This window comes from Acidovorax sp. FW305-C-20-28, assembly GCF_058783375.1.
The window spans coordinates 36670-53433 of record NZ_JBYSYM010000020.1 but is presented as its reverse complement, the minus strand read 5'-3'; the positions used below and the strand labels follow the sequence as shown (position 1 = coordinate 53433).

Sequence of the window (16764 nt, the reverse complement as noted above, 5' to 3'; positions counted from 1 at the left end):
GTTGCATTCCCCGGCCCAGGTAGATTGACGGCCACTTTGCGCCGATACTGTGGATCGCCGCTTCGGCGTGCGGGTACGGCCCTCCATGCCATGCCCCGATACCAACCCTCTATCCCATCGAAACGCGCAATGAACCACCTTGATTTCTGGAGCCTCATCGACCAATCACGCCAGGCGGCAGAGGGTGACGCCGACGCGCAGATCGAAGCGCTTCGGTCGCTGCTGTCCAAGCTCCCGCCGCCAGAGATCGTGGAGTTCGGCCGCCTTTTCTCCGAGCTGCACGTCAACGCATACGCCTGGAACCTCTGGGGCGCGGCCTACGTCATCGGGGGTGGGTGCTCGGACGATGGATTCAGCGATTTCCGCGGCTGGCTGATTTCGCGCGGGCAAAAGGTCTACGAGCAGGCGCTGGAGTCGCCCGACTCCCTGGCCGATGCCGTTGCGCAAGATGAGGAGACGCAGGTCGAAGGATTCGAGTACCTGCCTCGCGAAGCCTGGGCCGAGGCGACGGGTCAGGACGAAGATGAATTCCCCGACCACGAAATGCCCTACCCAGCGGCGCCCAAGGGCACATCGTGGCGCGAAGACGAACTGGCCCGGCTGTACCCCAAGCTCACAAAGAAGTTCGACTAGGCCCGGGCGACGGCCCGTCACGACACCGCCATCACCCCCGCCACCACCAGCATGCACACCCCGAACACCACCCCTTGCAGCCGCACGGCGCGCGGGCTTTGCGCGCGGCTGAAGATGAGCTGCCCGCCGTAGATCCACACGAAGTGGCAGGCCAGGCCCACCACGACGAAGACCACCGCCATCTGCAGTACCTGGGCGGCCAGCGGCAGGCCGGGGGTGAGGAACTGCGAGAACATCACCAGAATCATCGAGTGCACCTTGGGGTTGAGGCTCAGCGAGACGAAACCGTCGATGAAGCCCAGCGGCCGCAGGTCCAGCCGCTCGGCCGCGCCCGCGCTGCGAAAGAAGCACCAGGCCAGGTACACGATGTACAGCGTGCCGCCCCACTTGAGCACGCTGTAGGCCAGCGGGTGGCGTGCGAACACCTCGCTCAGCCCAAAGCCGTAGACCAGGCACCACACCAGGTTGCCGGCCTCGAAGCCCATCCAGAACGGCACGGCGCGCCGCAGCCCGAACTGCCCGCCCGATGCGGCGAGCACGGTGTTGCCCGGGCCGGGGCTGACGATCATGGGCACGGCAAAGGCAAGGATCAAAAGCCAGGTGGACAGGGCGATCATGGGCGGCGCTTCCAGTACAAGAAGTGGGGGGAAGCAGCGATTACAGCGGCGGCACGCACCGTTGCCAAACGATGTAATCTCATGCCCTCGATAAGCTGCATTGATCGAAGCTCCTCTCCCCCACACACCATGGCCCGCCGCCTGCCCCCGCTCAACGCCCTGCGCGCCTACGAGGCCGCGGCGCGCCACCACAGCTTTACGCGGGCGGCCGAGGAGCTGCACGTGACCCAGGCGGCCATCAGCCACCAGGTGCGGCAGCTCGAAGAGTGGCTGGGCTGCCGGCTGTTCGAGCGCCACGGCCATGCGCTGACCAGCACCGCGGCCGGCAAGGCCTATGCGCCCGAGCTGAGCCGCCTGCTCGACGCCCTGGCCGGCGCCACCGAGCGCGTGGCCGGCAACGACCACAGCCTGGTGGGCCCGCTGCGCGTGACCGCCCTGCCCTCGTTCGCCACGCGCTGGCTGGTGCCGCGCCTGGCGCGCTTTCGGGCGCTGCACCCGGGCATCGACCTGCAGGTCACGAGCGACCTGGCGCTGCACGACTTTGCGCGCGACGAGGGTTTCGACATCGCCATCCGCCTGGGCCTGGGGCGCTGGCCCGGCCTGCAGGCCGACCTGGTTTCGCGCGAGCGCCTGTCGCCCGTGTGCAGCCCGGCGCTGCTGTCGGCGCAGGGGCCCCTGCGCACCGTGGCCGACCTGCGCGCGCACACCCTGCTGCACGACCAACCCGGCGACCTGTGGCCGCGCTGGCTGGCCCTGGCCGGCGCCAGCCGCAGCGAGGCCGAGGCCATCGCGCGCACGGGCCCGGGCTTCAGCGACTCGGCCCTGGTGCTGCAGGCGGCTGCCGAGGGCCAGGGCGTGGCGCTGGGCCGCATGTTCCTGGCCTCGGCCGACATCACGGCCGGGCGGCTAGTCAAGCCCTTTCCCCTGGACCTGCCCAACGACTACAGCTACTGGCTGGCCTACCCGCCGGCCGCCGCGCAGCAGCCCCGCCTGGCGGCGTTTCGCGACTGGGTGCTGGCAGAAACTGCGGCCTGGCGCAACACCTGATCGGGTGGCCATGCCACGGCCCGGCGCGGGCCCTTTGTGTAACGGGCAAATGCAGCGCGCCCGCCTCAGTGATAATGAATTTTTCCCTGACCGCCACCCGTCTCCGGACGCACCCCTTCCCAAGCCGCCCATGCTCTGCGCCGTTGTCCTGTGTATTGCAGCCCTGGCCGGGGGCCAGCCGGCGCAACCGCCAACGCAACCACAGCCGCAGCCGCAACGCGTCTCCTCCGACGGCTGGTTCACGCTCAGCGGCGACCGCGCCGACGCGGGCAAGAACCTCATCGAGATCCTGCCCGAGCCCATTGGCGTGGACCAGCGCGTGGTGCTCGACCTGCGCGTCTCGCGCGACCAGCAACGCACCTCGTTCCGCGGGCAGAAGTACCGCTCGTACTACGCCAAGGTCGTGGTCGACTGCCCCACGCGCAAGGCCTGGTACCTGTGGCTTGCGTACTACGCACAGCCCGAGTGGGCCGGCCCCAGCGTGGGCCGCGAGGAGTACAAGGAAGGCGAGGCGCCCGTGCTGTTCAAGGACATGTCCAGCGAGTGGTCGCGGCGCATGATTTCGGCGGCGTGCAAGGTGCGCAGGCTGTAGCGGCCGGCACGCTCGCTCCGTTCTCCCCATGCCCCTGCTGGCCAGCCTGCAACCCGAGGTGATGCTTGCCCTGGGGCTGGCCGTGCAGGCCATTTGCGCTGTGGGCATCTTCCTGGCCGGCCGCTGGCGTGCACTGGCGCTGTATGCACTGCTGGTGCCGCTGTTCTGGGCCGCGCCCTTCGTGCTGGCCTCCGGGCATTGCCTGGCCTGCCTGGATGGCGTGCTGTACCTGCCCGTGGCCTTTCTGTGCGCGGTCTGCCTGCGGTATTTTGTCCTCGTTCCCACCCGATCCACCCCGCCCCCGAACGACCCATGAGCGATGCACCCTCAGCCCCCACTTTGTCGATCACGCCCGAAGCCTTTGTGCAGGAGTTCAAGGACCTCAAGGAGCACCTGCTCGCGGGCTACTTCAGCCCCGGCTCCGGCATCTCGCGCATCGCGGCGCTTCAGCAGGCGGGCCTGACCGAAGCACAGATCGCCGTGGCGCGCGAGGTGGTCAGCGGCGCGCTGACCGATGCGCTCTACACCGTGCTGCTCGGGCTGGAGGGCAGCGCCTCCATCCACCAGCACCAGATCCTGTACAAGCTGTTCGACGAACAATCGAATGAACTGACGGGGCACATCGAATCCATCGCGTGGGAGAAATTCCACGGTGAGGATGCCTGAGCTGGCACCAGCCAGCGCCTAGGCTGCTGGCCCCGGTCCACCATCAAAAAAGCCCCTGCAGGTGGACCCGCAGGGGCTTCAAGGGCAAAGCGTCTAGCTCACGTCACAGATGGTCGAGGGCGTAGCACCGGATGGCCAGCTCCAGAAAATCGGCCATCGCGGGGTGGTAGCCATTGTGAAACGCGCGCATGTCGGGATTTTCTCGGTAGAAGATGCCAAGCCCGATGTACGCCTGCTGCGTCGGGACGTAAAAGCGCGACGCGATGGAGAAATGCCGGGCCATCCACTGCTGAACCTCGTCGTCCTCAGGCGCCAGGGTGCCGACCAAGGGGGCGAGCTGCTTGTACAGCGCATCCCAATCGGAATGGACCTGGGTCTTGTCTACATGGCTCCAGTTCTGGGTGGCAGCGAGCGACTGCGCTTGTTCGCGTTGCAGGCTCGCTCTGCATTCGTTCAAAAAATGATCGGTCAGGGATTTCAATGCGGTTCCTTTGAATCCCGGCCGGCCGACTGCTAACGGGCCGAGCCCACCGGGATCGTGGTTTTTGGATAGTGGCGCGAATGGTTCGAAACAACAGTCATAACCTACCCTCACTGAGTGCATTCAAAAGGACGCGAACCATAACACGCGCATGCCCGCCCCAACCCGTCACACAGCCCTGCCCTCCACCCCCAGCGCCCCCACCACAAACTCAATGAACCGCGCCAGCTTGGGCAACTGCCGCCGGTCGGGCGCATAGACCAGGTGCACCGGGCGCGGCGCCGGCACGCAGTGCGTGAGCACCGGCACCAGCCGGCCTTCGCGAATCTCTTCGGCCAGCAGCACCTCGGGCTGCATGATGAGGCCCAGGCCGCGCAGCGCGGCCTGGCGCAGGCCATCGCCCTGGTTGCAGGTGAAGCGGGCGATGTCGGGCCACTGCACGGCCTCGGCGCCGTCGCGCAGCGTCCACTCCACGCGGCGCTGCCAGACCGAGTGGCTCAGGCACTGGTGCCGCGCCAGGTCGGCCAGCCGCTCGGGCCGGCCATGGCGCGCCAGGTAGCCCGGTGTGGCAGCGATCACCATGCGGTAGGGCTGGAGTGGCCGGGCCACCAGGCCCTCGTCGGCAATGGCGCCGATGCGCACGGCCGCGTCGAAGCCCTCGCCCGCCAGGTCCACCACGCTGTCGGTCAGCAGCAGCTCCACACGCACCTGCGAGTGGGCCAGCAGAAAGTCGGCCACCAGCGGCGCGACCACCTCGTTGCCCAGCGTGAAGGGCGCGCTCACGCGCAGCAGGCCCTGGGGCACGGCGCGCTGGCGCTCCACGGCCGACTCGGCCCAGCGCACCTGCTCGAGCACGCGCCGGCAGTCCTCGTGGAAGGCGGCGCCCACCTCGGTCAGACTGTTCTGGCGCGTGCTGCGCTGGAACAGGCGCGCGCCCAGGTGCTCTTCGAGCTGGCGGATGTGCTTGCCCACCATCACGGCCGAGAGATCGAGCTGGCGCGCGGCGGCGGCAAAGCTGCCGGCCTCGACCACGGCCACCATGACCTCCATGTTGCGCAGCTTGTCCATGGCGATTGCAAACCCTGGGTTAGTTCAAGAAGAACTTCACTGTACTTTATGCGCTGATTGATTCACAAAACAATCCAGGCTTCTTCAACGCTTTCAGAGCACTACTTTTCAAGGAACAAGCCATGTCCAGCAAAATTCTTCTCATCGGCGCCAGCGGCACCATCGGCCAAGCGGTCTTCGCGAACTTGTCGGCACGCCACGAGGTCATCACCGCCGGCCGCAGCAGCGGTGCGCAGCGCGTGGACTTCGCGCAGCCCGGCTCGGTGGAAGCCTTGCTGAAAGCCGTGGGCAAGGTGGACGCCATCGTCAGCACCGCCGGCAACCTGCACTTCGGCCCGCTGGCCGAGATGACGGCCGCGCAGTTCAACCTGGGCCTGCAAGACAAGCTGCTCGGCCAGGTGCAACTGGCGCTGCTGGGCCAGCATGTGCTGAACGACGGCGGCTCGATCACGCTGACCAGCGGCATCGTGGGCATCGAACCCATCCGCAACGGCGCCAACGCCACGGCGGTGAACGCCGCCCTCGAAGGCTTCGTGGCCGCCGCCGCCATCGAGCTGGCGCGCGGGATTCGCATCAACGCCGTGAGCCCCACCGTGCTGACCGAGTCCATGGGCAGCTATGGCCCCTTCTTCCCGGGCTTTGAATCCGTGCCCGCCGTGCGCGTGGCCCTGGCCTACCAGCGCAGCGTGGAAGGCGGGCAGACGGGGCGGGTCTACCGGGTGGGGGGTTGACGCTCGCCGGGCGGCGGCGGAGGATCGCCCGTTGCGGGCGCCAAGGATCCCGAATCACTTTCCGTGGGTTACGCGGCTGACCCGCCCGTCGGCGCGCGCCACATCGATCTCCACCGTTCCACCCAGCAAGTGCGGTGGCAAGGTCCCCTTGACGGTCCATGTGCCGCCAAACAAAGAGGCCACCAGCGGCTGTTGCCTGTCAATCCGATCCTGGCCGTAGATGCGCGCGGCAACCACCTCAGCGATCTTGATCGCCGTATCGGCGTCCGGGACGATTCCCCCCTCCGGCACATAATTGTGCGGCTCATCGCAGGCCAGGACACTGCCAAGCAACAGAACGCAAGCGACAAGGCGAAGGAATTTCGGCATGGGCAATCCAGTAGGCAGAGTTGCGCTGGGCAGGGCGCTGTTCGGCAAAGGGGTGCAGCGGGCCTGGGCCATTGACCTCTCAGGCCTCGTCTTCTGTATTCCCATTTTTTCCACGCCCCGAGGTGGCACGCCTGCGCGCGCAACAACACCCACGGGGCCGCGTTCAGTCCTTGAACCGATAGATGGCGCACATCGCCAGCAGCCACATGAAGGCCGCCATGGCGAGCAGCCCCAACCTCATTTCCGCGAGCACGTCAAACAAGGCGGACATCCCCGCAGAGAATGCTTCTGACGATTGGCCACTCTCGTGCGCCCTCTTTCCCACTGCCCTGAATAGTGCATCGATACCGAAGATACACATCAGGCAGAAGTACAAAAACACCAGCGTCACCATCCATTGGAACAGCCCTCTGCTTTTTGAAAAGTACGCAACGAGAAAGAAGATCAACGGCGGGCCGCCACAAAAAGCAAGGGCTGCAAAGTTCATTCCGTTTTCCATGTCCATGGCCGCAGGGTGATACGCAGCATCCTACCCAAGGCACCGCCCCATCATTCGGCGCGGCAGTTGCTCGGCCTCGCCCTTTCAGGGCCGGCATGGCATTGCCATCGCACGGTATCGCCATCCACCCTTGGCACCAGCACCAGCAGCTGACCCAAGTAGCCGGTTACGAAAATCGTTCCCTTTTCCACCGCCACATGCCTGGCCTTGAGGCTGTTGCCCCCAATGGCCCCGTCGTCAAACTTGCCAGTTCGTTTGAAAGAAGCCTCCAGCTCCCGCTGCAAGCCCTCGGCGCTGAAGACGAGGCTTTCCAACTCGACCGTCTCCCTGTAGTCCGAATACTGGGCATAGGCAAAAAGACAGGCCATCAGTCCTGTGATGCAACCCAGGAAGCCAAAAAGAAAGGATCGCATCATCCGCATTGCCTAAAAATTTGAGAGAAGTTTATTTCTCAATATCTTCCAGCATCTCTTCGACCCCACGCTTCCAAATACCATCCATAGCGTCCACCCGCGTCCAAACCAAGCCCATCAGCACGGCATTGGAGGAAGGAATATAAGCACCCGAATACTTCATATCCTGCAAGATGCACACAATATCGCGCACCTCCAGGGCATCGCCGCTTGCGCCCAATCGGGCTACCAGCAAGGGGATGGCCGCTTCTCCATTCTTGGCGAACTCCGAATAGAGGTGAACTTTCGGTGGGTGCCTGTTCCTGTTTCCTACACCCACCAGCCGGTACTGCTCATCCAGGCCCTGGGCATGGAACTTCACGGCCTGCTCCTTGGCGGGCATGCGCAAGAACTGCAGGTCGGCATCGCTGACCACCCATGGTGAAGAACAGCCCTGCAAGCCAACGACCAAAACCAGAACCCCGATCACCTTGGACATGCGCAGCCTTCTTCTGACATCCCGACTCCTTTGCCGCCCGATCAGTCCAGTGTCCCCCAGCGCCAAGGCTGGCACAAGCGATGCACCGGGTCGCAGGGCGCCCCCGGTTGGGTGATTGACCATGGCGCAGTCTGCCCTGCCAAGCCCACCTGGCTGCCGGCCTGGAGGGGCTTGGCGGCCGCCCCCGGCCATGCACTCCCGCCTCAGGCGATCAGGTTGCCCGTCGAAATGGTGCCAATGGTTCCCACCAGTTTGACGAAGAAGTCGGTGTCGTCGAACTGGGCGGTGTTGGAGCCCGTGTTCTGGAACAGGTAGGTGCCTGCAGCCGTACCGGTCTGGATGGTGATGAGGTAGGACTGGCCGGTGTTGTTGAGCACGATGGACAGGCCGCTGCCGATGGTGGCGATGTAGTTGCCGGTGTCGGCATTGCCGATGATGTAGGAGCCCACGGACGAGGCATTCACGCCGGTCTTGAAAAAGTCCGTGCCGGTGGAGTTGAAGTTGCCCACGGTGTCGATCTGCGTGCGGTTCGACATGTTGGCGCCCGTGGCGATCACTGTCTCCGAGCCCGAGCCCGAGAACTGCAGGTTGATCGTATCGCTCGCAGCCCCGCCGGTGATCGTCGTCGAAGCGGGGCTGGAGCCCAGCAGGTTCAGCGTCTGGCCGCCCGAACCCAGGGTGATCGTGTTGTCGCCAGTGCTCTTGGTGTAGTTGAGGGTGGCGCCCGCACCGTCCTGGTTGATGACACTGGCCGTGCCGGTGCTGCCGGCGATGTTGACGATCTCGATGCCGGTGATCTTGGTGCTCAGGTCGATGGTGCTGGTGGTGGTTGCGCCGATGTTCAGGCTATCGGTGCCGCTGCCGCCATCCAGGCTGGTCAGGAAGTTGAGGAACTGGTTCGACGAGAAATTGAAGGTGTCCGACCCGGTGCCACCCACCACGGTGACCGCCACGTTGGCCGAGGTGAAGTTGTTGGTGCCGTTGGCCAGGTTGTACTTTTCGACAGTGCTGAACGCGGTGACGGTGCCGGCCGTGGTCAGGTTGATGGTTTCGGTGCCCGACGCATTGACGGTGCCGGTGAACTGCGCCATCTGCGCGGCCGTCATGGTGATGTTGGCGTTGTTGACCACCGTCAGGTTCTCGAAACCGGTGATGGTGGCATTGCTGAGGTCGGGTATGGCCGAGAAGAAGGCCAGGCTGTCGGTGCCGGTGCTGCCCGCGGTGTAGGTGCCCAAAATGGTGACACCGTTCAGCGCCAGGCTGTTGTTGCCATTGCCCAGGGCCGCCGTGCTGGAGACGGTGCCGTTGATGGTGACGTTGTCGTTGCCTGTGCCGCCGGTGTAGTTGACACCCGCCGTCGCGGAGTTCATGTTGACCGTGTTGGTGCCGCTGGCGCTCCCCTTGACGGTGGCCGTGCCGGTCAGCGCATTGGCCGTCCAGGTGAAGCCGCCCAGGGTGATGCCGCTGGCATCCACGTTGGTCAGCGACGTGCTGGTCGCAGGCATGGTCAGGCCGGCATTGCCGCTGATGGTGATGGACTTGACCGAATTGCCCAGCCACGTCAGGGTGTTGTTGAAAAGGCCAGTGGGCGTGGCCTGGGTGTCCTGCACGGTGATGTTCACGTTCTCGACGCCGCTGGCCGTGACGCCGGTGCTGGCGAACGCCACGGCAGAGGTGCTGCCGTCGGTGAGCGTGAGGTTGATGGTGTCGTTGGCCCCGCCGGCAAACGCGGCGTTGGAAATGGTGAACGCCGTGCCGGCGCCCGTCAGCGTGATCTTGCCGTTGCTGGGCATGTTGCTCAGCGTGAGGCCGTTCGCGCCGGAGAAGGTCACATCGCTGTAGTTGCCCAGGGTCTGCAGGTCGATGGTCTGGTTGGTCACGCCGGTCAGGCGCAACTTCTCGAAGCCGGTCACGTTGGCGGCAAAGGTGCCGCTGCCCGACGCCGTGGCCGCATAGGAGGCCGTCAGGACGATGGTGTCGGTGCCGGCGCCGCCATTGACCTTGATGGGCAAGAGGGCCGCGTTGGGGATGAAGGTGTCGTCGCCCGAGCCGCCGTTGATGGTGGCGAAGCCTGCCGAGGTGTTGTAAGTGATGGTGTTGGTGCCATCGGCTAGGTTCAGCACCTTGATGTTGCTGATGGTGCCACCGGTGCTGCCGTTGTTGAGGGTGACGGTGCCGGCGGTGGTCAGGGTCAGGACATCGTTGTCCGAGGCATCGCCGGCGATGGTCGTCCCGTTGAGGGCGGGAATGGTGGACTTGAACACGTCCGTGGCCCCGACGAGACCGGTGAACGTGCCGCCCGCGGTGGTCGTGATGGTGCGGTTGGTGATGGGTTCGAGAATCCCCGCCAGCTCGGGCGTGGTCTTCAGCCGCAGGTACTCGTACGGCGTGCCGACGGACCAGTTGGCATCGTAGGTGAAGCCCATGCGCTCGGCCAGTTGCCGGTAGGTGTACTCGGCCTGCTCGGGCCGGGCCCCGCGCGCGCTGTACAGCTGCAGGTTGCTCAGCAGGTAGTTCTTGTCCTGGTACTGGCGCACCAGGGCCCGCTCGGCAGCCTCCAGCGGATTGCTGCTTTGCATGATGGCCGTCCAGTCGCGCGTATCCAGGTTGCTGCCGACATTGCCGTACAGCGTGAGGATGGCGCGTGCGATCAGCTGCTGCCCGCCTGGGCCTGTCATGGAAGCACCCAGAAGTTCGGCAATGGTCGGTGTTGGCATGGCGTGGATGAAAGAAGAGATGAATTCGGTGGGACATACCGCCCAGGCAGCCTTCCGGGAGAAGAAAGGCGGGCCCTGGCAGGACGCGCAGGGGGCGGCAGGTGCAGAAAAAGCGGGCTTTCCCTGGAGGCGCGCCACCCCAATTGCAAAAATTTGCAACAGACGGAGATTATCTTAGTTCAGGGCGTGTGGGGCGCCAAACTTTGCGTTGCAGGGGCGGGTTGCGGGCCGATGGAGGGTCGATTGGGGACCGAAATGCCACAGCGCAATGCCACGTCCTGGCCACTGATGCCAGCAAAAGGCTATCCAATGATCGCCAGCCTTGCGACAAGCATCGCCAACCCCATCCCCAGGCTTGCGACCATCAGTCCGGTGGATGTCAAAAAGGCCATCCGAAGACCACGCTGGCGCTTCCCGATCGCCATCAGGCACATCCCGTTGAGAGCAAGGCCCGCAAGAGAGAGGGCCCCGAAGAAGCCCACCGTACCTGCATTCAAATGAATGGGCACCGGCCAATCAAAGAAGAATCTGTACATCTCGAAGAGGGCGGCGAAAAGCCTCTCCAGCACCACGACCAGCATGGCCATTGCCAAGGCCAGGGAAACGCCTGCCATGGCCTTGGCCGCCATGATTCTTCTGCCGTCAGTCCGCAAAGCAATCCCCTCAGTGCCTGGAGCAATTCGCGCAGTCGGTACAGGAAAGAATCCACGCCTCCGCCACGCAAGAATGAGTGAAACAAATTGGCGTTCCGGGAAGAATTCCACCGCGACTTTCCCCTCCTCTTCATCGTACTCCGCCAACTCAGCAAGCACTTCGTTGTCCTGCGCAAATCGCATGGAAGACCGGGAATTCCAGCACGGGTTCATGCTCAGGCGCCCGATGGAAAAGCCTCGGCCGGCTCTACCACGTCAACGCCCGCCCCCACCCGCATGCTGCAACTGCCCCGCCAACTGCCCCAGCACGCGCACGGCCTGCTCCAACTCGCGCGTCCAGGGGCGGGCGATGTTCAGGCGCAGGTAGTGGGCGTACTTGGCGGTGGTGGAAAACAGCACGCCGGGCGTGAAGGCGATGCCCTGGCCCACGGCCAGGCGCAGCAGGGCCAGGGCGTCCACGGCCTCGGGCAGCTCCAGCCACAGCCACCAGCCGCCGGCGGGGCTGTGCACGCGCGTGCCAGCCGGAAAGTGGCGCTGCACCGCCTCGGCCGCGCGCGGCGTGGTCTGGGCCAGGCGCTCGCGCAGCTTGCGCAGGTGGGGCTGCAGGCCGCCGGTGCGCAGAAACTCGGCCAGCACGGCCTGCTCCAGCCAGGGCGCGGCCAGCGAGGTGCTGAGCTTGAGCGATTCCATGCGCGCATGCCAGCGCCCGCCCGCGGCCCAGCCCAGGCGGAAGGCGGGCGCCAGGCTCTTGCTGCTGCTGCCGCAGTAGATCACGCGGCCATGGCGGTCCCAGGCCTTCACGGGCTGGGGCCGGTGGGGCGTGTGCGAGAGGTCGCCGAACACGTCGTCCTCGATCAGCGCCAGGTCGTGCTGCTCCACCAGGCGCAGCAGGCGGCGCTTGTTGCGCTCGGGCATGGTGTGGCCCAGCGGGTTCTGGAAGTTGGGCATGACGACCACGGCGCGCACGCCGCTTTCGTGCTCCAGCACGTACTCCAGCGCTTCGAGCCCCATGCCCTCGCTGGGCGTGCAGGGCAGCTCGATGGCGCGCAGGCCCAGGTTGCCCAGCATCTGCAAGAGGCCGAAATACACGGGCGACTCGACCACCACCGCGTCACCGGGCCGGGCCACGGCGCGCAGGGCGACGTTGAGCGCCTCGGTGCTGCCGTGGGTCACCATCAACTCCTGGGGCTGCAGGTCCAGGCCGTAGCCCGCCATCCATGCGGCCAGCTGGCTGCGCAGCACGGGCAGGCCGCTGCCCGTGGGGTAGGTGCCCAGCATCTCGGGCTGGCTGCGCAGCAGGCGCTGGGCGATGCGCGCCAGTGCTGCCGTGGGGTACCAGGCGGGCGCGGCGTTGGCCAGGTGCAGGCCCCACTGCAGGGGCTGCTGCGTGGTCAGCGCGTACAGCTGGGTCATGCGGTGCTCCAGCGAGACCAGGCGGTCGAGCTCCACCGGGGGCGGCGGCGCAGGCCTGTTGTCGGCCTTTGCGGCGGCGGCCACGGCGGCCAGGGCGGGGGTACGCCCCGCGGGCGCCGGCTCCGCCACGTACATGCCCGACTTGTGGCGCGCCTGCACGGTGCCCAGGGCTTCGAGGTGGCGGTAGCAGCGCACCACGGTGTCCACGCTCACGCCCTGCGCCGCGGCCAGCGCGCGCACCGAGGGCAGGCGCTCGCCCGGCGCGTAGCGGCGCCGGGCGATGTCGCGGCGCAGCTGCTGCGCCAGCTGCAGGTAACTGTGCTGCAGTACAGATGAAGTCTTGGCCATCTGTACAGCATAAACGCAGCGCGCTCTGTGCGCGCCGGCGCGTGGCGCGCGGGCACCATGGGCAGCATGACGACACCCCACAGCTCTTTTGCCCCCGCGCTCCCCGCCAGCGCCCGCCTGCTGGCCACCGCGCGCGACCTGTTCCCCGCCGTGCTGGCCGGCCTGGTGGCCGTGCTCATCTCCTACGCCGGCCCGCTGCTGCTGGTGCTGCAGGCCGCGCAGGCGGGGCACATGCCGGCGGCGCAGCTCACCTCGTGGGTGTGGGCCATTTCCATCGGTGCCGGGGTCTGCGGGGTGTGGATGAGCTGGCGCCAGCGCGTGCCCGTCATCTGCGCCTGGAACACGCCGGGCGCGGCGCTGCTGGCCAGCGCCCTGGTGGCCCTGCCCTACAGCCAGGTCATCGGCGCCTACCTGCTGGCCGCCGCGGCGCTGCTCTTGATCGGCGCGACGGGCGTTTTCGACCGGCTGATGGCGCGCATCCCGCGCAGCCTGTGCGCGGCCATGCTGGCGGGCATTCTGCTGCGCTTTGGCATGGACGCCTTTGGCGCGGCGCGCAGCACCGTGCCGGGCGCGCCCTGGCTGGTGGGCGCCATGTTCGCGGGCTACCTGCTGTTCAAGCAGCGCTCGGCGCGCTATGCGATTGCGCTCACCCTGCTGCTGGGCGTGGCGCTGTGGCAGGGCCTGGGCTGGGGGCAGGCCACCGCACCGGTTGCCACCACCGCCGCCGCCAGCCTCGCCGGCTGGGGCTTTGCCTGGCCGGTGTGGACCACGCCCGAATTTTCATGGAACGCCGCGCTGGGCACGGCCCTGCCGCTGGCGTTGCTGTGCCTCACCGGGCAGCAGGTGCCGGGCGTGGCGGTGCTGCGCGCAGCGGGCTACACCCGCCACAACAACAATGCGCTGATCGGCGGCACCGGGCTGGCCAGCCTGCTGTTGGCGCCGTTCGGGGCGCACGGCACCAACCTCGCGGCCATCACGGCCGCCATCTGCACCGGGGAAGAGGCCCACCCCCGGCCCGAGCGGCGCTGGGTGGCGGGCGTGGCCTGCGGCGTGTTCTACCTGCTGCTGGGCAGCTTTGCCGGGGCCATCACGTTCGCGTTTGCGCAGCTGCCCGCCGCGCTGGTGAGCACCGTGGCCGGGCTGGCGCTGCTGGGCGCCATCCAGAACGGCCTGGCCGGCGCCCTGGCCGAGCCCAGCGAGCGCGAGGCCGCGCTCGTCACCTTCGTGGTCACGGCGTCGAACGCCAGCCTGCTGGGCCTGGGCTCGGCCTGCTGGGGGCTGGCGCTGGGGCTGCTGACCTGGTGGGCGTTGCGCCCCCGGGCCGTGGCAGCCTGAGCCCCCAGGCTTCGATCAGTCCAGGCTAGCGCCCGACTCTTGAACGACCTTGCCCCACTTCACGCTTTCCGTCTTGATGAAGGCGGCGAACTGCTCGGGCGTTTCGCTGTAGGTCTCGGCGCCCTGCTCGTTGATCTTCTTCTTCACCTCGGCCTGGCCCAGCACCTTGACCAGGGCGCCGTTGAGCTTGGCCAGCACCGGCGCGGGCGTGCCCGTGGGCGCGAACATGCCGAACCACGAGGTCGCCTCGTAGCCGGGCACGCCGGCTTCGGCGATGGTGGGCACGTTGGGCAGCTCGGGCGAGCGCTTGGCGGTGGTCACGGCGATGGGCACGAGCTTGCCCGAGCGCACATGCTGGATGGCCGAGGGCATGTTGTCGAACATGATGCCGATCTGGTTGCCCAAGAGGTCGGTCACGGCCGGGGCGCTGCCCTTGTAGGGCACGTGCACCATGTCCACCTTGGCCAGCGACTTGAACAGCTCGCCCGACAGGTGGATGGAGCTGCCGTTGCCCGACGAGCCGAAGTTCACCTTGCCGGGATTGGCCTTGGCGTAGGCAATCAGTTCCTTCACGGTCTTGTAGGGCTGGGCGGGGTTGGCCACCAGCAGGTTGGGCACATTGGCCACGCGCGTGAGCGGCGCGAAGTCCTTCACCGGGTCGAAGGGCATCTTCTTGTACAGCGCGGCGTTGATGGCGTGCGTGCCCACCGTGCCCATGAACAGGGTGTAGCCGTCGGCCGGGGCCTTGGCCGCCAGCGCGCCGCCGATGTTGCCGCCCGCGCCGGCGCGGTTGTCCACGATGACCGATTGGCCCATTTCCACCGTGAGGGCCTGCGCGATGATGCGCGCCAGGATGTCGGTGGTGCCGCCGGCCGCAAACGGCACGACGATGGTCACGGGCTTGTTGGGGTAGGCGGCCTGGGCAAAGGCGCCAGCGGGGATGGCGGCGGTGGCGGCAACGGCGAGGGCTGCCAGTGCGGCGCGGCGGGTGGTGGTGGTGGCGTTCATGTGTCTCCTTGAACAGCGGTTGCGAAAAGAGGAAAGAAAGAGTCAGCGTCAGACGCCGGCCACGCCTACGGTCATGCCACCGCAGACATAGAGGGTCTGCCCGGTCACGAAGCCGCTGCGTGCATCGAGCAGGTAGGACACGGCATGCGCCACATCGTCGGGCGTGCCCACGCGCTTGACGGGCACCGATTCGATGATGGCGCGCGTGCGCGGTGCGTCGGGAGGGTTGGCGCGGTCGAACAGCTCGGTGCGGATGGGGCCGGGCCCGATGGCGTTGGCCGTGACGCCGTGGCGCCCCAGCTCCAGCGCCCACACGCGCGTCATGCCGATCAGGCCGGCCTTGGTGGCCGAATACGCGGTGCGCAGCTCCTTGCCCAGCGCGGCGCGCGAAGACATGTTGACGATGCGCCCGAACCCCGCCTCCTTCATGCCGGGCAGCAGGGCCTGCATGCACTGCAGGCTGCAGCGCAGGTTCAGCGCCACGGCCAGGTCGAACTCTTCCAGCGTCTGGTGCTCGGCATCGGCCGGCACCACCACGCCCACGTTGTTCACCAGCCGCGTGATGGGGCCGCCGGCCAGGGCCTGCAGCAGGGCGCGCGCGGTGTCGGCGGTGTTCGACAGGTCGGCCTGGATGCCGCCGGGCACATGGTCCACCACGCGGTCGATGACCACGGGCTCGTAGCCGTCGGCGCGGCAGCGCTCGGCCGTGGCCGCGCCAATGCCGGCGCCGCCGCCGGTGATGAGGACGCGCGGGCGCGAGGTACTGGGCTGGGTCATGGGGATTCCTTCAAAAACTCAGGGGTGGCCAGGGTTGCGCCCAGCCAGCGGGCGCCACATGCACCCTTCGGTGCGGTGGCAAGGACGGTTGGCTCAGTGGTTGTTCAGGCCACGAAGGCGGCGAGCGCGGCGTCGAATTCGGCCGGGGATTCCAGGTTGGACAGGTGCGATGCGGGCAGCTGCACCAGCTGCGCGCCGGGGATGGCGGCGTGCATGGCGCGCGCATCGGCCACCGTGGTCACGGGGTCGGCCACGCCGGCAATCAACAAGGTGGGCACGGTGATGCGCCCAATATCGCTGCGCAGGTCGGCCTGGGCCAGCGCGTTGCAGCAGGCGGCGTAGCCCTCGGGGGCGATGCCGGCGATCCAGCCCTGGGCGCGGCGCACCAGGTCCGGCTGCGCGGCCACAAAGCCTTCGGTGAACCAGCGGCCCGGCGACGATGCGGCCAGCTCGGCCATGGCGGCGGCGCCCTTCTCGCGCACCATCGCGGCGCGCGTGCGCCAGCCGTCTTCGGTGCCGATCCTGGCGGCGCTGTTGGCCACCACCAGGTGGTTCAGGCGGTGGCCGGCGTGCACGCCCAGCCACAGGCCGGTGAAGCCGCCCATGGAGATGCCGCAGAAGCTCGCGCGCTCGATGTGCAGCGCGTCGAGCAGGGCCAGCACATCGCCGCCCAGTTGCTCGAATGTGTACGGGCCAGGCGCCACCACGCTGCCGCCATGGCCGCGCGTGTCGTAGCGCAGCACGCGGTGGCGGGTAGACAGGCGCGCGGCCTGCGCGTCCCACATCTCCAGGGTGGTGCCCAGGGAGTTGGAGAGCACCAGCACGGGCGCGCCCTCGGGGCCGTCGATGGCGACGCGAAAGGCCCCGGCGGGGGTCTGCAACATGGTGGTGGTGGACAGGGGCACGGCCTGGGCTCCTG

At 67.2% G+C, this 16764-nt stretch carries 20 protein-coding genes; 7 read left to right on the top strand and 13 right to left on the bottom strand.

Annotation, left to right across the window (positions count from 1 at the left end):
• Positions 1–129: 129 nt before the first annotated feature.
• Positions 130–633, top strand: a complete 504-nt coding sequence (locus AC3WOH_RS21725; RefSeq protein WP_492231409.1) for a DUF4240 domain-containing protein — start codon at positions 130–132, stop codon at positions 631–633.
• Positions 634–650: 17 nt separating this feature from the next.
• On the opposite strand, the gene AC3WOH_RS21720 is transcribed toward AC3WOH_RS21725, so the two are convergent.
• Entirely contained in the window at positions 651–1250 is a 600-nt protein-coding gene (locus tag AC3WOH_RS21720) for a LysE family translocator (RefSeq protein ID WP_492231408.1), read from the bottom strand.
• Between the two features lie 129 nt (positions 1251–1379).
• Here AC3WOH_RS21720 and gcvA point away from each other — a divergent pair, with 129 nt between their 5' ends.
• From gcvA to AC3WOH_RS21700, 4 genes are all read left to right on the top strand, one after another.
• Complete coding sequence (gcvA, locus tag AC3WOH_RS21715) at positions 1380–2297, top strand: transcriptional regulator GcvA (RefSeq protein ID WP_492231407.1); 918 nt, start codon at positions 1380–1382, stop codon at positions 2295–2297.
• A 130-nt stretch (positions 2298–2427) separates the two neighbouring features.
• Positions 2428–2889 (top strand): surface-adhesin E family protein, encoded by a 462-nt coding sequence (locus tag AC3WOH_RS21710; protein ID WP_492231406.1) that lies wholly within the window; start codon positions 2428–2430, stop codon positions 2887–2889.
• A 28-nt stretch (positions 2890–2917) separates the two neighbouring features.
• A complete protein-coding gene (locus AC3WOH_RS21705) occupies positions 2918–3205 on the top strand; it encodes a hypothetical protein (RefSeq protein WP_492231405.1) in 288 nt (95 codons plus the stop codon).
• Positions 3202–3555: a hypothetical protein gene (locus AC3WOH_RS21700; RefSeq protein ID WP_492231404.1), complete on the top strand. Its 354-nt coding sequence runs from the start codon at positions 3202–3204 to the stop codon at positions 3553–3555. Before AC3WOH_RS21705 ends, AC3WOH_RS21700 begins: the two co-directional genes overlap by 4 nt.
• A 103-nt stretch (positions 3556–3658) precedes the next feature.
• Here AC3WOH_RS21700 and AC3WOH_RS21695 read toward each other — a convergent pair whose 3' ends face one another.
• Positions 3659–4036: a TipAS antibiotic-recognition domain-containing protein gene (locus AC3WOH_RS21695; protein WP_492231403.1), complete on the bottom strand. Its 378-nt coding sequence runs from the start codon at positions 4034–4036 to the stop codon at positions 3659–3661.
• A 168-nt stretch (positions 4037–4204) separates the two neighbouring features.
• A complete protein-coding gene (locus AC3WOH_RS21690; RefSeq protein WP_492231402.1) occupies positions 4205–5104 on the bottom strand; it encodes a LysR family transcriptional regulator in 900 nt (299 codons plus the stop codon).
• Positions 5105–5226: 122 nt separating this feature from the next.
• Here AC3WOH_RS21690 and AC3WOH_RS21685 point away from each other — a divergent pair, with 122 nt between their 5' ends.
• Positions 5227–5835, top strand: coding sequence for a short chain dehydrogenase (locus AC3WOH_RS21685; RefSeq protein WP_492231401.1), 609 nt, complete (start codon positions 5227–5229; stop codon positions 5833–5835).
• A gap of 54 nt (positions 5836–5889) precedes the next feature.
• On the opposite strand, the gene AC3WOH_RS21680 is transcribed toward AC3WOH_RS21685, so the two are convergent.
• From AC3WOH_RS21680 to AC3WOH_RS21650, 7 genes are all read right to left on the bottom strand, one after another.
• Positions 5890–6204, bottom strand: coding sequence for an NTF2 fold immunity protein (locus tag AC3WOH_RS21680; protein ID WP_492231400.1), 315 nt, complete (start codon positions 6202–6204; stop codon positions 5890–5892).
• Positions 6205–6367: 163 nt separating this feature from the next.
• Positions 6368–6709: a hypothetical protein gene (locus AC3WOH_RS21675; RefSeq protein ID WP_492231399.1), complete on the bottom strand. Its 342-nt coding sequence runs from the start codon at positions 6707–6709 to the stop codon at positions 6368–6370.
• A gap of 44 nt (positions 6710–6753) precedes the next feature.
• Positions 6754–7119, bottom strand: a complete 366-nt coding sequence (locus AC3WOH_RS21670; RefSeq protein WP_492231398.1) for a hypothetical protein — start codon at positions 7117–7119, stop codon at positions 6754–6756.
• A gap of 28 nt (positions 7120–7147) precedes the next feature.
• Positions 7148–7594 (bottom strand): hypothetical protein, encoded by a 447-nt coding sequence (locus tag AC3WOH_RS21665; RefSeq protein ID WP_492231397.1) that lies wholly within the window; start codon positions 7592–7594, stop codon positions 7148–7150.
• 203 nt (positions 7595–7797) lie between these two features.
• On the bottom strand, positions 7798–10311 hold the full coding sequence (locus AC3WOH_RS21660) for a beta strand repeat-containing protein (RefSeq protein WP_492231396.1): 2514 nt from the start codon (positions 10309–10311) through the stop codon (positions 7798–7800).
• 302 nt (positions 10312–10613) lie between these two features.
• On the bottom strand, positions 10614–11147 hold the full coding sequence (locus AC3WOH_RS21655) for a hypothetical protein (protein WP_492231395.1): 534 nt from the start codon (positions 11145–11147) through the stop codon (positions 10614–10616).
• A gap of 72 nt (positions 11148–11219) precedes the next feature.
• Entirely contained in the window at positions 11220–12725 is a 1506-nt protein-coding gene (locus tag AC3WOH_RS21650; RefSeq protein ID WP_492231394.1) for an aminotransferase-like domain-containing protein, read from the bottom strand.
• A gap of 66 nt (positions 12726–12791) precedes the next feature.
• Between AC3WOH_RS21650 and AC3WOH_RS21645 the strand changes: the two genes are divergently transcribed.
• Positions 12792–14060, top strand: a complete 1269-nt coding sequence (locus AC3WOH_RS21645; RefSeq protein WP_492231393.1) for a benzoate/H(+) symporter BenE family transporter — start codon at positions 12792–12794, stop codon at positions 14058–14060.
• 15 nt (positions 14061–14075) lie between these two features.
• Here AC3WOH_RS21645 and AC3WOH_RS21640 read toward each other — a convergent pair whose 3' ends face one another.
• From AC3WOH_RS21640 to pcaD, 3 genes are all read right to left on the bottom strand, one after another.
• Positions 14076–15068, bottom strand: a complete 993-nt coding sequence (locus AC3WOH_RS21640; RefSeq protein ID WP_492231392.1) for a tripartite tricarboxylate transporter substrate binding protein — start codon at positions 15066–15068, stop codon at positions 14076–14078.
• A 48-nt stretch (positions 15069–15116) separates the two neighbouring features.
• Positions 15117–15845: an SDR family oxidoreductase gene (locus AC3WOH_RS21635; protein ID WP_492231391.1), complete on the bottom strand. Its 729-nt coding sequence runs from the start codon at positions 15843–15845 to the stop codon at positions 15117–15119.
• A gap of 104 nt (positions 15846–15949) precedes the next feature.
• On the bottom strand, positions 15950–16729 hold the full coding sequence (pcaD, locus tag AC3WOH_RS21630) for a 3-oxoadipate enol-lactonase (RefSeq protein WP_492231390.1): 780 nt from the start codon (positions 16727–16729) through the stop codon (positions 15950–15952).
• Between the last annotated feature and the right edge of the window lie 35 nt (positions 16730–16764).

What these genes read in the sequence shown, in the direction of transcription:
- AC3WOH_RS21725 (WP_492231409.1), top strand. Translation starts at nt 130, where the DNA reads ATGAACCACCTTGATTTCTGGAGCCTCATCGACCAATCACGCCAGGCG.
- AC3WOH_RS21720 (WP_492231408.1), bottom strand. Translation starts at nt 1,250, where the DNA reads ATGATCGCCCTGTCCACCTGGCTTTTGATCCTTGCCTTTGCCGTGCCC.
- gcvA (WP_492231407.1), top strand. Translation starts at nt 1,380, where the DNA reads ATGGCCCGCCGCCTGCCCCCGCTCAACGCCCTGCGCGCCTACGAGGCC.
- AC3WOH_RS21710 (WP_492231406.1), top strand. Translation starts at nt 2,428, where the DNA reads ATGCTCTGCGCCGTTGTCCTGTGTATTGCAGCCCTGGCCGGGGGCCAG.
- AC3WOH_RS21705 (WP_492231405.1), top strand. Translation starts at nt 2,918, where the DNA reads ATGCCCCTGCTGGCCAGCCTGCAACCCGAGGTGATGCTTGCCCTGGGG.
- AC3WOH_RS21700 (WP_492231404.1), top strand. Translation starts at nt 3,202, where the DNA reads ATGAGCGATGCACCCTCAGCCCCCACTTTGTCGATCACGCCCGAAGCC.
- AC3WOH_RS21690 (WP_492231402.1), bottom strand. Translation starts at nt 5,104, where the DNA reads ATGGACAAGCTGCGCAACATGGAGGTCATGGTGGCCGTGGTCGAGGCC.
- AC3WOH_RS21685 (WP_492231401.1), top strand. Translation starts at nt 5,227, where the DNA reads ATGTCCAGCAAAATTCTTCTCATCGGCGCCAGCGGCACCATCGGCCAA.
- AC3WOH_RS21680 (WP_492231400.1), bottom strand. Translation starts at nt 6,204, where the DNA reads ATGCCGAAATTCCTTCGCCTTGTCGCTTGCGTTCTGTTGCTTGGCAGT.
- AC3WOH_RS21675 (WP_492231399.1), bottom strand. Translation starts at nt 6,709, where the DNA reads ATGGACATGGAAAACGGAATGAACTTTGCAGCCCTTGCTTTTTGTGGC.
- AC3WOH_RS21670 (WP_492231398.1), bottom strand. Translation starts at nt 7,119, where the DNA reads ATGATGCGATCCTTTCTTTTTGGCTTCCTGGGTTGCATCACAGGACTG.
- AC3WOH_RS21665 (WP_492231397.1), bottom strand. Translation starts at nt 7,594, where the DNA reads ATGTCCAAGGTGATCGGGGTTCTGGTTTTGGTCGTTGGCTTGCAGGGC.
- AC3WOH_RS21660 (WP_492231396.1), bottom strand. Translation starts at nt 10,311, where the DNA reads ATGCCAACACCGACCATTGCCGAACTTCTGGGTGCTTCCATGACAGGC.
- AC3WOH_RS21655 (WP_492231395.1), bottom strand. Translation starts at nt 11,147, where the DNA reads ATGCGATTTGCGCAGGACAACGAAGTGCTTGCTGAGTTGGCGGAGTAC.
- AC3WOH_RS21650 (WP_492231394.1), bottom strand. Translation starts at nt 12,725, where the DNA reads ATGGCCAAGACTTCATCTGTACTGCAGCACAGTTACCTGCAGCTGGCG.
- AC3WOH_RS21645 (WP_492231393.1), top strand. Translation starts at nt 12,792, where the DNA reads ATGACGACACCCCACAGCTCTTTTGCCCCCGCGCTCCCCGCCAGCGCC.
- AC3WOH_RS21640 (WP_492231392.1), bottom strand. Translation starts at nt 15,068, where the DNA reads ATGAACGCCACCACCACCACCCGCCGCGCCGCACTGGCAGCCCTCGCC.
- AC3WOH_RS21635 (WP_492231391.1), bottom strand. Translation starts at nt 15,845, where the DNA reads ATGACCCAGCCCAGTACCTCGCGCCCGCGCGTCCTCATCACCGGCGGC.
- pcaD (WP_492231390.1), bottom strand. Translation starts at nt 16,729, where the DNA reads ATGTTGCAGACCCCCGCCGGGGCCTTTCGCGTCGCCATCGACGGCCCC.